At 59.0% G+C, this 13961-nt stretch carries 12 protein-coding genes (1 of these 12 only partly in view); 9 read left to right on the plus strand and 3 right to left on the minus strand.

The genetic code is table 11. The features are described 5' to 3' along the window. The 4 genes from FY152_11075 to FY152_11090 form a co-directional block, all read left to right on the plus strand. Nucleotides 1-170: the 3' end of a TetR/AcrR family transcriptional regulator gene (locus tag FY152_11075; GenBank protein ID UXS32603.1), read on the plus strand. Its footprint begins 490 nt before the window's first position; only the last 170 of its 660 coding nucleotides appear in the window; its start codon lies off the left edge, out of view; its stop codon occupies nt 168-170. Nucleotides 171-369: 199 nt separating this feature from the next. Continuing rightward, nucleotides 370-1572, plus strand: coding sequence for an efflux RND transporter periplasmic adaptor subunit (locus FY152_11080; GenBank protein UXS32604.1), 1203 nt, complete (start codon nt 370-372; stop codon nt 1570-1572). A 53-nt stretch (nt 1573-1625) separates the two neighbouring features. Beyond that, the gene (locus tag FY152_11085; protein ID UXS32605.1) at nt 1626-4715 is read left to right on the plus strand and encodes an efflux RND transporter permease subunit; all 3090 of its coding nucleotides are present in this window, start codon (nt 1626-1628) and stop codon (nt 4713-4715) included. 149 nt (nt 4716-4864) lie between these two features. Next, nucleotides 4865-6307 carry an efflux transporter outer membrane subunit gene (locus tag FY152_11090; protein ID UXS32606.1) on the plus strand — a complete coding sequence of 481 codons (1443 nt, stop codon included), beginning with the start codon at nt 4865-4867 and terminating at the stop codon, nt 6305-6307. A gap of 116 nt (nt 6308-6423) precedes the next feature. On the opposite strand, the gene efp is transcribed toward FY152_11090, so the two are convergent. After that, nucleotides 6424-6993 carry an elongation factor P gene (gene efp / locus FY152_11095; protein ID UXS32607.1) on the minus strand — a complete coding sequence of 190 codons (570 nt, stop codon included), beginning with the start codon at nt 6991-6993 and terminating at the stop codon, nt 6424-6426. A 251-nt stretch (nt 6994-7244) separates the two neighbouring features. Between efp and genX the strand changes: the two genes are divergently transcribed. From genX to FY152_11110, 3 genes are all read left to right on the plus strand, one after another. Continuing rightward, nucleotides 7245-8309, plus strand: a complete 1065-nt coding sequence (gene genX, locus FY152_11100) for an EF-P lysine aminoacylase GenX (GenBank protein UXS32608.1) — start codon at nt 7245-7247, stop codon at nt 8307-8309. Next, a complete protein-coding gene (locus FY152_11105) occupies nt 8306-9370 on the plus strand; it encodes a lysine-2,3-aminomutase-like protein (GenBank protein UXS32609.1) in 1065 nt (354 codons plus the stop codon). Before genX ends, FY152_11105 begins: the two co-directional genes overlap by 4 nt. Before the next feature lie 378 nt (nt 9371-9748). Further along, nucleotides 9749-9940 carry a hypothetical protein gene (locus tag FY152_11110; GenBank protein UXS32610.1) on the plus strand — a complete coding sequence of 64 codons (192 nt, stop codon included), beginning with the start codon at nt 9749-9751 and terminating at the stop codon, nt 9938-9940. 374 nt (nt 9941-10314) lie between these two features. Here the strand turns inward: FY152_11110 and FY152_11115 are convergent, their stop codons facing one another. Then, nucleotides 10315-10551 carry an Lrp/AsnC family transcriptional regulator gene (locus tag FY152_11115; GenBank protein UXS32611.1) on the minus strand — a complete coding sequence of 79 codons (237 nt, stop codon included), beginning with the start codon at nt 10549-10551 and terminating at the stop codon, nt 10315-10317. Nucleotides 10552-10669: 118 nt separating this feature from the next. Continuing rightward, nucleotides 10670-11581 (minus strand): LysR family transcriptional regulator, encoded by a 912-nt coding sequence (locus tag FY152_11120; GenBank protein UXS32612.1) that lies wholly within the window; start codon nt 11579-11581, stop codon nt 10670-10672. A 130-nt stretch (nt 11582-11711) separates the two neighbouring features. Here FY152_11120 and FY152_11125 point away from each other — a divergent pair, with 130 nt between their 5' ends. Next, a complete protein-coding gene (locus FY152_11125) occupies nt 11712-12995 on the plus strand; it encodes an FAD-binding oxidoreductase (protein ID UXS32613.1) in 1284 nt (427 codons plus the stop codon). Between the two features lie 129 nt (nt 12996-13124). Continuing rightward, nucleotides 13125-13916 (plus strand): molybdate ABC transporter substrate-binding protein, encoded by a 792-nt coding sequence (gene modA / locus FY152_11130; protein UXS32614.1) that lies wholly within the window; start codon nt 13125-13127, stop codon nt 13914-13916. The last annotated feature ends 45 nt before the right edge of the window (nt 13917-13961 follow it).

The following is a 13961-nucleotide window of genomic DNA, read 5'->3' on the forward strand; positions in this document are numbered from 1 at the left end:
TCTATGCCCCCGCCGATATTCCGCCCCTGTCGAACACCGTGCTCCACGCGCTTACAAGCGTAATCCATCCCGTCCTCCTGGCACGGGAAGACATCGGCAATTTAGCAACACGTTGCGATCAACTCGTCGATTTAATCGATGCGGGATTGCGCAATCCGCTTGCTAAGTGACGATTCCCAATTTACGTCACCTTCTCGCAATTGCTTGCGAAGCGCTAAAGCCTGCGCTTCTATGCGCTTGGCGGTCCGGACAGAATGAGCGAATCGGGTCCCTGTAAGGCCTTCGCCTGTCGTGTCTGTTTCCGGGACGCGCATCCGCCGAGCGACATTGCGCTTAAAGTTGAATGCGACCCATACGCAGGGAAGAACAATGAGCCGACGTATTTTACCCCTATTTGCTTCTCTGTGTGTAACCGCGGTTCTGGCGGGATGCAGCGATGGCGGCGAGAGCGGCCAGGCCGCTGGCCAGGGCGCCGAGCGCCCACCTTCTCCGGTCAGCATCATCCTGATGAAGACCAGTGAATATCCCCTGACCACCGTTCTTCCAGGCCGTGCCAGCGCGTTCCAGACGGCGGAAATCCGTCCGCGCGTCACCGGCATCATCCGCGAAATTCCCTTCAAGGAAGGCAGCGAGGTCAAGCAGGGCGATGTTCTCTATCAGATCGAGGACAACACCTATCTGGCGGAAGTGGCACAGGCCAAGGCAAGCGTGGCGAAGGCCGAAGCAAGCGTTCCAAGCGCCGAGGCGAACCTTGCCCGTTACGAGCGGCTGGTCAACAGCGGCGCAACGCAGATCGAATATGAAAACGCCAAGGTGACGCTGCTACAGGCTCAGGCCGATGTGGCCCAGACCAAGGCGGCGCTGGAAACGGCTGAAATCAACCTCGATCTCACCAAGGTCCGCGCGCCCTTTGACGGCATTACCAGCGCGACCGCCTTCAGCATCGGCAACGTCGTGACGGCAAACCAGACGACGGCTTTGACGACGCTGCGCCGCATCGATCCGATCTATATCGATCTGATGGAATCCAGCATCAATCTCCTGCGTCTGAAAAAGGCGATCTCGTCGGGCCAGCTCGGCGGCGATACGAAGGAAACGGGTATTCACCTGACCCTGGAAGACGGCACCGAATACAAACATGACGGCAAGATCGACATGTCGGACATGGCGGTGAGCGAAACCACCGGCACCTTCTCCATCCGCGCTCTCTTCGAGAACCCGGACGATCTCCTGCTTCCCGGCACCTATGTCCGCGCCACGCTGACCATCGGCAAGGAAAAGGGTTTCCGCATTCCGCAGCGCGCGGCAAGCCGCAACGCCAATGGCGAACTGACCGCAAAGTTCGTCTCGGCGGAAAACAAGGTGGAAACCCGCACTTTCCCGTCCAGCCAGCAGTCGGGCAATGCCTGGCTGGTGACGGAGAACATCAAGGATGGCGACAAGCTCATCGTCGACGGTTTCCAGTGGATTGCCGACGGTGCGACGGTCGCGCCGGTTGAAGTGACCATCGACGATCGCGGTATCGTCGTTCTGCCGCAGCAAGCTCAGCCTGCCGCCGCCCCCACGAAATAAGCATGAGCACGAAACCCTCGGTCGAAGCTCGTAAAAGGTAAGGCAGGACTGCCATGGCCCATTTCTTCATCCGGCGCCCCGTGTTTGCATGGGTTATCGCCATCGTCATCATGCTGGGCGGCGCCCTTGCGATCTGGACGCTTTCCATTTCGCAATATCCCGATATTGCCCCGACGACGGTACGCGTCAGCGCGACCTATAATGGCGCGAGCGCCGAGACCGTCGAGAAATCGGTGACGACCATCATCGAGGACGGCATGACCGGCCTTGACGACCTCACCTATATGACCTCGTCATCCTCCACCGGCAGCGCCGAAGTGACACTGACCTTCGGCAACAGCATCATGCCTGACATCGCGCAGGTTCAGGTGCAGAACAAGCTGCAGCTGGTCCAGTCGCAATTGCCCGATACCGTGCAGCAGCAGGGTATCCAGGTCAGCCGCTCCACATCGAGCATTCTGATGGTGGGTGCGCTTATCTCGACCGACGGCAAGCGCAATTCGGCCGATCTCGGCGACGTCTTCTCCTCGCGTGTCGAAGACCAGATCAAGCGCCTCGAAGGCGTGGGCAGCATCAACGTCTTCGGTTCCGAATATGCGATGCGTATCTGGCTGGATCCGTTCAAGCTCAACAAGTACCAGCTGACCACGGCCGACGTGACAAGCGCGATCGAAAGCCAGAACACCCAGGTTTCGGTCGGTTCACTTGGCGCCGTACCCGCCGTCAAGGGCCAGCAGCTGAACGTGACGGTGACGGCACAGAGCCAGCTCACCACCGTTGCCGATTTCGAATCGGTCATCCTGAAAGTCGAGAAAGACGGCGCAACCGTTCGCCTGAGCGACGTGGCCCGCATCGAAATCGGCCAGGAAACCTATGGTGGCGATTCCCGTTCGAACGGCCGTCCCTCTGCCGGTTTCGCGGTCAACCTCGCCACGGGCGCCAACGCGCTCGATACGGCAGCGCGTGTAAAGTCGGCGCTTTCCGCCGTCGAGGGTTCGCTGCCCGAGGGGGTTTCGATCGAATATCCCTATGACACGACACCCTTCGTGAAGCTATCGATCGAGAAAGTGGTGCATACGCTGATCGAGGCGATCATTCTCGTCTTCGTCGTGCTTCTGGTGTTCCTGCAAAATCTCAGAGCCACCTTCATTCCGATGATCGCGGTTCCCGTCGTGCTTCTCGGCACCTTCGGCGTGCTTGCACTGACAGGATATTCCATCAACACGCTCACCATGTTCGCCATGGTTCTGGCCATCGGCCTTCTCGTCGACGACGCCATCGTTGTTGTCGAAAACGTCGAGCGCATCATGTCGGAAGAGGGCCTGTCGCCGGTCGAGGCAACCGAAAAATCGATGGGTGAAATCACCGGCGCGATCATCGGCATCGCGCTCGTGCTGACGGCCGTGTTCATTCCGATGGCATTCTTTGGCGGATCGACCGGCATCATCTATCGCCAGTTCTCGATCACCATCGTTTCGGCCATGCTGCTTTCGGCAGTGGTCGCCATCGTTCTGACGCCGGCGCTTTGCGCCACGATGCTGAAGCCGATCGACCATCACAAGAAGCAGCGCGGACCGGGCGCCTGGTTCAACCGCGGCTTCGGCAAGACGACGGACGGTTATGTTTCCTCCATCGGCTACCTGCTGAAGCGGCCTCTGCGCGTGATGATTATTTTCGCGATCGTGATCGGCGGCTGCGCCTGGTTCTTTTCCAAGCTGCCCAGCTCGTTCCTGCCGCAGGAAGACCAGGGTGTGCTGCTGACGATCATTCAGACGCCGACGGGTTCGAATATCGAACGCACCAACGAGGTGGTGAAGCAGGTCGAAAACTACTTCCGTGAAAAGGAAGCCAACAATGTCGAATCGGTTTTCGGTGTTCTGGGCTTCAGCTTCAGCGGTTCCGGCCAGAACAACGCCATCGTCTTCACCAAGCTCAAGGATTTCGCCGAGAGAACCGCACCGGACCAGCACGCAGCCGCCATCGTGCAGCGTGCGATGGGCACATTCTTCGGCTTCCGCGATGCGCAGGTGTTCCCGCTTCTGCCGCCGGCCATTCAGGGCATGGGCACATCGAGCGGTTTCTCGATGTATCTCGTGGATAGCGGCCGTAACGGCACAGAGGCACTGACGGCCACGTCCAAGGAGCTGATCGCGCTTGCGACCAGCAATCCGAAGGTCAGCTCGCTCAGAAGCGACAGCCAGGACAACGAAACGCAGATGAAGATCATTCTCGATCAGGAAAAGATGGGAGCCATGGGGGTCGATCTTTCCTCCGTGAACCTCATGCTGTCGACGATCTTTGCCGGCCGGGATGTCAACGACTTCACCCTCAACGGTGAACTCAAGCCGGTCTATGTCCAGGGTGATGCGCCTTATCGTATGCAGCCGGACGACCTGAAGTTCTGGTATGCCCGCAATACCAGCGGCGAAATGGTGCCCTTCTCCTCCTTCAGCGAGGTGAAATGGGTCAATGCGCCGCCGTCTCTCGCCCGTTTCAACGGCACGGGTGCGATCTCGCTTGAAGGCACCGCCGGCGCGGGTGTCGCGTCCGGTGATGCGATGGACGAGATGGAACGCCTGACGGCGAGCCTGCCGGGCGGTTACACCGTGGCATGGCAGGGCATCTCCTATCAGGAGCGGCTTTCGGGTTCACAGGCTCCGATGCTCTATGCGCTGTCGGTTCTGATCGTGTTCCTCTGCCTTGCCGCCCTTTATGAAAGCTGGTCGATCCCCTTCTCGGTCATCATGGCCGTGCCGGTGGGCGTCCTCGGTGCTCTGACCGCGGCCCATTTCTTCGGCCAGTCGAACGACGTCTACTTCAAGGTGGGCCTGCTCACGACAATCGGCCTTGCCGCGAAAAACGCGATCCTGATCGTCGAATTCGCCAAGGAACGGCAGGAGCACGGCTTGAGTCTGCTGGAAGCGACACTGGAAGCGGCGAAGCTTCGTCTGCGTCCGATCATCATGACATCGCTCGCCTTCATCCTCGGTGTCGTACCTCTGGCGATTGCAACCGGGGCAGGTTCCGCCGCGCAAAATGCAATCGGCATCGGGGTGCTGGGTGGTATGCTTTCTGCAACACTGCTCGGAATTTTCTTCGTTCCGTCCTTTTTCGTCATCATTCGTCGCCTTTCAAGGCGTTAACAAAACAAAAATGGGCTGTGCCAACCGTTAATACGCTGCTAGAAATGTTGCCGATTTGGCAAATGCACGTTTCTACGGCATATCGACCGCGCAGCCCATTTGTCAGCAAGCCGCGCTCGGTAAGCCAACCAGAGAATTGGGAAAACTATATGCTGTCTATTCGCGCTACTCTTCCCCTGACAATGCTGCTGCTTTCAGGCTGTGTTGTTGGACCCGACCACAAGACGCCGGAAATCCAATTGCCGGGAAAGTTTGCGGAAGCCGGAAAAACCAGTAATGGCGACATCAGCAGCGTTGCATGGTGGACTGCTTTCAACGACAGCCGTCTGAACGGTTACGTTTCCACCGGCCTCGCACAGAACCTCACCGTGATGCAGGCTATCGAGCGCATCAATCAGGCGCAGGCCCAGGTGATCGTGGACGGCGCCGGCGGCCTGCCGAGCCTGACGGGCAGTGGCAGCCACACGACCAGCGAGACCAAGGGCAGCTATCGTGACGTTCCCGTCACCAACGTGTCTTCCGGCAGCCTCAGCGTTTCCTGGTTCCTCGACCTCTTCGGCCGCTATCGCCGGGCAACGGAAAGCGCCAATGCGTCGCTCGATGCAGCTTACTCCACCGTCGACGTTCAGCGTCTGACGCTGATTTCATCCGTCGCCGCTGCCTATATCGACGTGCGCTATTATCAGGAACGTCTGGCGATTGCCCGCCAAAACCTGGGCTCACGCCGTGAAACGCTCGATCTGACCAAGCTGCAGCTCGAAGCGGGTGCCGCCTCGCGCCTCGATGTCGTCCAGTCCGAAGGTCTGGTCAATTCCACGCTGTCACAGATCCCCGGCCTCGAAACCAGCTTCCGCAAGGCCGCGCATCGCATCGCGACCCTGCTCGGCATGCCGGCCTCGTCGCTCATCGCTGAACTTCAGAAGGGTGCACGCCAGCCTGTTGCCCGCGCAGTGCCCCGCACCGGCATTCCGGCTGACCTGATCCGCAACCGTCCGGACATCCGCGTCGCCGAACGTAATCTCGCCGCTGCGGTCGCCACGATCGGTGTAACCGAGGCGCAACTTTATCCGAGCATCGAGCTTGGTGGCGCGATCACCCCGAGCTACAATTTCCTGAGTGGCGGCGGCAGGGGAACGGCCAATAGCTGGTCCTTCGGTCCGAGCCTCACCCTTCCGATCCTCGACGGTGGCAGACTCCGCGCCAATGTCGACATCGCCAACTCACAGGCACGCGAGCAATATCTCGTCTGGAAGGCGACCGTTCTCAACGCGGTGGAAGAAGTCGAAAACGCCCTGGCCGCCATCAATCGCGACCAGCGCACCGTCGACGCTCTGAGAAAGACCGTCGCCTCCTACCAGGAAGCACTGCAGCTCTCGACCGCCAGCTATCGCGATGGTGCATCGTCTCTGCTCGACGTTCTGGATGCCCAGCGCTCGGTCTCGGACGCGCAGGCAAACCTTGCTACGGCGATCCAGACGACCGCGCAGGACTATGTCTCGCTCAACGTGGCTCTCGGTGGCGGTTATGCCGTTGGACAGCCAGCCCCGAAGAAGTCAGCCGGCCCGACCGTGGCCGCCGCGAAGGGCATGTAAGAACGGCCCAAAAAGGCAAACAAAAAGCCCGCGTCTTTCGACGCGGGCTTTTTGTTATTCAGGGCATAAAAAAAGCACCGGTCACCCGGTGCTTTTTGTTTAACCAGCCATCAGGCTCAGCTCTTGGCGCGCTCGACGTAGGAATTGTCTTCCGTCGCGATGACCACGCGGATGCCGGCATCGATATGCGGCGGAACCATGGTGCGGATACCGTTGGAAAGGATTGCCGGCTTGTAGGAAGAAGAAGCCGTCTGGCCCTTCACAACCGGTTCCGTTTCCATGATTTCCAGCGTTACGTGGCGCGGCAGTTCGACAGCCAGCGGATTGCCTTCGTGGATGGAAAGAACGCAGGTCATGCCTTCCTGCAGATAGGCCTTCTGGTCGCCCATCGTGTCGACGTCGACAACAACCTGATCGTAGTTTTCCGGGTTCATGAAGTGGAAGCCTTCGCCATCTTCATAAAGGAACTGGAAGTTCAGGTCTTCGACGAAAGCGCGCTCGACCTGCTCGGTGGTGCGCCAGCGCTCGGAGACCTTCACGCCGTCAACGATGCGGCGCATGTCTACCTGCGTGACCGGCGTGCCCTTGCCGGGGTGAAAGTTCTGCGCGGTAAGAACGACGTAAAGCTTGCCGTCCACGTCGAGAACATTGCCCTTGCGGACGGATGAGGCGATAACCTTGACCATATGACTTCCTTGTAACTCGATGAAATGCGTCGTAAAGGACTGCGCGGCAGCACCGGCCCCGGCAGACGTTTTGTCTTTTTTCTGGGGCGCAACTACCTTAAATCCGCGCGAATTGCCAGCCTTCTACAGCAATTCGCGAAAGAGTGCCTAGCGGTTTTCCGCCCGGAATTGCTTTAAATGATGCGATCAGGCGTTTTGCGGGCCGTTTATCCGCAACAGGGCCCGCAGGGAAGACGGAAAAGAAAAGAGAAATGGGCTCGAACAACGAGACAATGTCGCCATGGTGGACGCCCGATGTTCACGCAGACCGCCGCGCTTTCCTGCTTGGACGCAATGCGATCCAGTCGGCGTTTCGCAGCCATTTCGCGTGCGCCGATTTTCTCGAAGTCGACACCGCCACGCTGCAGATTTCCCCCGGCAACGAGGCACATCTGCACGCCTTCGCCACCCAGGGCCTGACATCAGCCGGCGACAGCGCTCCGCTCTATCTCCACACCTCGCCGGAATTTGCCTGCAAGAAGCTGCTCGCGGCCGGTGAAGAACGCATCCTCTGTTTCGCCCATGTTTACCGAAACCGGGAGAGAGGCCCCCTGCACCACCCGGAATTCACCATGCTGGAATGGTATCGGGTCGGTGAGACCTACGAGACCCTGATGACGGACAGCGCCGACCTTCTTGGGCTGGCCGCCGAGACCGCCAAGACGAAAAACTTTACCTATCGTGGCCGCAGCGTCGATCCGTTCCTCGAACCGGAACGCCTGAGCGTTGCCGAAGCCTTCGAGCGTTATGCGGCAATTGACCTTCTCGCGACCATCGGCCGGAACGGTGAAACGGACGAACGGCATCTCGCCGAAAGCCTCACCAATGCCGGCATTCGCGTCGCCGATGACGACACCTGGGCGGATATGTTCAGCCGCGTGATTGTCGAGCGGGTGGAGCCGGAACTGGGCTTTGGCCGGGCAACCATTCTTGACGAATATCCGACCTGCGAAGCGGCTCTTGCCCGCAAATCGCCTGATGATGCGCGGGTGGCGGAACGTTTCGAGCTTTATGCCTGCGGCGTGGAACTTGCCAATGCCTTCGGCGAATTGACCGACGCTGCCGAGCAGAGACGGCGTTTCGAAATGGAGATGGCCGAGAAGCAGCGGGTTTACGGCGAGACATATCCGCTGGACGAGGATTTTCTCGCAGCACTGGCGATCATGCCGCCGGCTAGCGGCATAGCACTCGGCTTCGACCGGCTGGTAATGCTGGCAACCGGGGCGCCCCGCATCGATCTCGTCATGTGGGCACCCGTCGCGGAATATGGTCGATGACAAGACTTGAAACTATCAAGACACCTGAAGCGCTTCTCGAAGCCGGGCTTATCAAGACCGAGGCGCTCGAGAGCCTTCGTGCGGTCACGCAGCGTTACGCGCTCGCCATCACGCCAACAATGGCCGGACTGGTGGACAGCCGGGACCCGCAAGACCCCATTGCCCGGCAATTCGTGCCGGATGCCGCGGAACTCGTCCATCTCCCCGAGGAGCGGGACGATCCGATTGGCGATGATGCCCATAGTCCCGTCCATGGCATCGTTCACCGTTATCCCGACCGGGTTCTTTTAAAGGCAGTGCATGTCTGCCCCGTCTATTGCCGTTTCTGTTTCCGTCGCGAGATGGTTGGGCCGCAGGGCAACGGCATGATGAGCCCGGAAGAGCTGGACGCCGCATTCGACTATATAAAAGCCAACCCGGCCATCTGGGAGGTCATCCTCACCGGCGGCGATCCGCTGGTGCTCTCCCCGCGACGCCTTTCCGATCTGATGAAGCGGCTGAAAGACATACAGCACGTCAAGATCGTCCGCTTCCATACCCGCGTGCCGGTCGTCGATCCCGACCGCATCGACGGGCCACTGATCGAGGCGCTGAAGGCCAGCGGCAAGACCACCTATGTCGCCCTGCACGCCAATCACGCGCGCGAACTCGGGCAGGAAGCCCGAAGCGCCTGCGCACGGTTGATCGATGCCGGCATCGCCATGGTCAGCCAGACAGTGCTTCTGAAGGGCGTCAACGACGATCCGGCAGTTCTGGCCGATCTGATGCGTGCCTTTGTCGAAACCCGGATCAAACCCTATTACCTGCATCATCCCGATCTTGCGCCCGGAACCAGCCATTTCCGGCTGACGATCGAGGAGGGCCAGCGAATCGTTTCCGCCCTGCGCGGACATGTCTCCGGTCTATGCCAGCCGACCTATGTTCTCGACATACCGGGCGGCCACGGCAAGGCCACGATCGGCAGAAATGCGGCCGAAAAAACCCGCGATGGCTGTTATTCCGTCTCTGATTTCAACGGAAACGATCATATTTACCCACCGCCTGCATCTGGCGGCGATTAAAACAGGCATAAAAAGCCCGCCGCGCCGGGCTTTTTGCGACGGCCTCGAGCGAAAACAAAAATTTCACATTTCAGCCCCTCTCCTGTCATCATAAAGAAAAATATTCTACCTATAACAATCAGCATTGATTTTAGTGGTGGTCTGGATTATCAGTGTGGAACTGGAGAACGAGTCTCCTGATTCTGGGCCAACACCAATACAGGGAGTGTGTCATGTCAAAATATATCAACATCAACGCAATCCTTGGTCTTGAGTCCTGGAATGCTGGATTTAAATCCACGTGTTCCCGCTGCTGTCGAATGTGACCTGACGGTCTCAATTTCCTGAAAATCAGTTCGACAACATGCTGTGTTAATGAGCCACAGCGGGAGTATATCTATGCAAAAGCAAGTTATTGAATTCGCTGGCGAACCCGTCGGCATCGTCATACCGGACAACGACCGGCTGAAGTTCATCGCGGTGAAGTTCCACGTTCACGATCTGGACGAGCAGAAGTTCGACAGCGCAGACGACGTGCGGATTGCAATTCGCGATCTCGTGCGCAACCGGAACCTGGCTGCAGTCGCCTGATGCGGGAAAAATCTCGTCCGCTCGCAGCCCCGTCAAAACCAGAGCGCGCCGCATATCGGATCCCGAATATCGGGTCGATGGCGCGCTTTTATCTTGCCTGACAATTCGTCTACTGGTCTGTCAGAGACCATCCTGGGTGTATCAATACGCCCGGCGCTGAGTTGAAATGGCTTTTCCAAATCCGAATTAGAGTGCCAAACTCCAAGCGTGCGCTCTCGAAGCTCCCACCTCTCCCATTCCTGTGCTCGTCAACAAGGAATCTAGCCAGCACAAGTCCTTGGCTGGAAAGGTCTCTCCACCACGCAGACACGCGTCGCCTGAATTCCCGTCACAGGCGCAGAATCAGTGCCGAGCGTGTGATTTCGAAACGCGCGTCAGAACGCGGTGAATGTCAGCGTCGTCAGCGAGCGAACGATCCCCGGAATATTGACGATGTGCTGGTTGATGAACTTGCCGATATCCTCTTCCTGCGGAAGATAGATTTTCAGCAACAGATCATATTCGCCGCTGGTGGAATAAAGCTCGGAAACCAGTTCCGTTTTATAGATGGCATCGGCGACATCGTAGGTCTTGCCGGGCTCGCATTGAAGCTGAACAAAAATGGGCTTCACGGACATCTCCCGTATTGGAACTTGCGGTGCATGGCGCTGTTGGCCACACGTCATGGCGCACTATTGGCTTAGCCGCGCCGGTCTTGCAAGACCGCCCACAGGTTTACGCCGAAAAGTCTCATCCGCCACCGCCTGTCCCGGCAGCGGCCTGCGCAACGATCCAGCTTCGGAAACTCTCAAGCGGCGCATACCCGGCGCGATCCGGCATGCAGGCGAGATAATAGGCCTCTTCGCTCTGCACCTCCCCCGCAACCGCCGCAACAAGCCGGCCGCTTCGCAATTCCTCCTCGATCATGAAGGAAGGAATGAGCGATACCCCAACGCCGACGCTCGCCGCCTCGGCAATCGTCGTGAACTGATCGAAAAGCATGCCATGCACATTGTCGAAACGCACATCATGGCTGCGAAACCATTGCTCCCAGGCATCCGGCCGGGTCGTCATGTGTAAGAGCGGCATATGCAGCAGATCAGCCGGCTGTGAAAGCCCGTGGCGCTGCCTGAAAGCCGGGCTGCATACCGGAACGACTTTTTCATGCATCAGAAACACAAGTTCGGTTCCCGGCCAATGCGGCAACCCGAAATGGATCGCGGCATCGACGGTATCGGTTCGGAAATCGAATAGCGATGACCGCGTCAGAAGATTCACCGAAACACCCGGATGACTGGCGATGAAATCGGGCAGGCGCGGCACCAGCCAGCGCGTACCAAAACTTGGCAGAACCCCGAGATTGAGCGTGCCGCCATCCGGATTGGCGCGCAGATTAAGCGAGGCCGTCGAAATGCGCCGCAGCGCCTCACGGATTTCCCGCGCATAACCTTCTCCCGCCCGGGTGAGCCGGATCGTCTGCCGTTCGCGCAGAAACAGCGCCACACCGAGCTGCTCTTCAAGTGCCAGGATTTGCCGGCTGACCGCCCCTTGCGTCAGGCCAAGTTCCCTTGCGGCGGCGGTCACGCTGCCGGTGCGCGAAGCGGCTTCAAAAGCCGCCAGAAGCGAAAGCGACGGCAAAAAGCGGCGCGGCGGAAGAACCATATTCCCTCACGGAATGAACTCTTGACGATATGTCGATATTCAACAGGAGTTGCAGCTTGTAAAGTCTCATAAACAAGGGCTTGCCACTCATACGAAAAACAAATGAACTCGCCCGGGAAATGGTGGAACGATGTATAATGATCCCCGCTCGCACGGTCTCTGGGAAAAGACCGCGCCGCAACCGCCGGTAACGCCCGCATTGGAAGGCGCTGCGGTTGCCGATGTCGTGATTGTCGGCGGCGGCTTCACCGGACAATCCGCCGCCCTTCATCTTGCGGAAAAGGGTGTGGACGTCGTTCTTCTCGAAGCAAAAGAAATTGGTTTTGGTGGCGCGGGTCGCAATGTCGGCCTCATCAATGGCGGCATGTGGGTCATGCCAAAGGAGCTCCCCGGCGTACTGGGTGAGACCTATGGGGAACGGCTTCTCGGTCTTCTCGGCGATGCGCCATTGCTTGTGCGTGAACTGGTGGAAAAACACGAGATCCCCTGCGAGATCGAAAAGAACGGCACGCTCCATTGTGCCGTCGGTGAGAAAGGGCTCAGCGAAATTCGCGAGCGCTGCAAACAATGGGCAGCGAGGGGGGCGCCTGTCCGCGTCCTAAATGCTGACGAAACGGCGAGACGCACCGGCAGCACCGCCTATTCCGGCGCGCTTTTCGATACGCGCGCCGGCACGCTTCAGCCGCTTGCCTTTGTACGCGGACTGGCTGCCGCCGCACAGAAAGCCGGCGCGCGGCTGCACACCGCAAGCCCCGTCGTGGCAACCGAGCGCAGCGGCGGAAAATGGGTGGTCAGGACGGCTCGAGGGTCGGTGACCGCAAACTGGATCGTCGTCGCCACGGAGGCCTATAGTACCGGGCCATGGCAGATCGTCCGTGACGAGCAGACCTACCTGCCCTATTTCAACTTCGCGACCAGACCGCTCAGCGACAATGTGCGAAAGAGCATTCTGCCCGGCCGCGAAGGCTGCTGGGATACGAAGGAAATCCTGTCATCGTTCCGCATGGACAAGGCCGGCCGGCTGGTCTTCGGCAGCGTCGGCGCCTTGCGCGGCCCGGGGGCCACCATTCACCGCGCTTGGGCGAAACGATCCCTGAAGCGTCTTTTTCCGCAACTCGGCGAGGCGCAATTCGAGTGCGAATGGTACGGCCAGATCGGCATGACCGACAATGCCGTGCCGCGCTTCCATAAATTCGCGGAAAATGTCGTCGGTTTTTCAGGCTATAACGGCCGGGGCATCGCACCCGGCACGGCCTTCGGCAAGGTGATTGCCCACCACATTCTTGGCGACATCCCTGAGAACGAGTTACCCCTGCCCCTGACGGAGCCGAAAGCGCAGGCCTTCCGTGCGGTGAAGGAAGCCTATTACGAGGCGGGCGCCCAGATCGCTCATTTCGCTGGTGAACGCTTCTGATTCCCAAACCGAAAGCCGCCAGTGAAGGCGGCTTTTTCTTCGGCATCGATATATTCTTGAAAATATAATGATTGCCCTATAGGCCTATCGATATATTCATCAGGATATCTCGAACCCGGGGGACACACCATGACACTCTTGCGTCGCAACTTCTTCAAAACCATCGCCGCGGCGACATCCTTCTGGATGGCGGCATCCTTTGCGGTCGTTCCCGCCCATGCCGCCGAAAAAGTCACGGTTTTTGCAGCCGCGAGCATGAAAAACGCGCTTGATGCCATCAATGCCGAATGGGCAAAGGAAAGCGGCAACGAAGCGACCGTTTCCTACGCCGCAAGCTCCGCCCTCGCCAAGCAGATCGAGCAGGGTGCGCCGGCGGATATCTTCATTTCCGCAGACCTTGCATGGATGGACTATGTCGCCGACAAGAAATTGATCGATAGTGCAAGCCGCTCCAATCTGCTCGGCAACCGCATCGTTCTCGTCGCTCCCGCCGACAAGGCAAAGACAGTCGACATCAAGCAGGGCTTCGATCTCGCCGGACTGGTCGGCGATGGTCGCCTCGCCATGGGCGCAGTCGACTCCGTTCCCGCCGGCAAATACGGCAAGGCAGCACTGGAAAAACTCGGCGTCTGGTCCTCGGTGGAGAGCAAAGTGGCCGGCGCAGAAAGCGTGCGCGCAGCGCTCCTGCTCGTATCGCGCGGTGAAGCGCCCTATGGCATCGTTTATCAGACCGATGCTGCCGCCGACCCGGGCGTGAAGATTGTCGGCACCTTCCCGGAAGAAAGCCATCCGCCGATCATCTATCCGGTTGCCGTTCTTTCCGAGGCGAAATCGCCGGCGGCAAAATCCTATCTGGATTTCCTGAAGTCCGCGAAAGCGACGCCTTTCTTCGAAAAGCAAGGCTTTACCGTTTTGAAATAAGCTCATTTCAGGCCCGCTTCCCGGCGGGCCATGAAACATGACGAT

The organism is Agrobacterium tumefaciens, from assembly GCA_025560025.1.
Lineage (GTDB): Bacteria > Pseudomonadota > Alphaproteobacteria > Rhizobiales > Rhizobiaceae > Agrobacterium.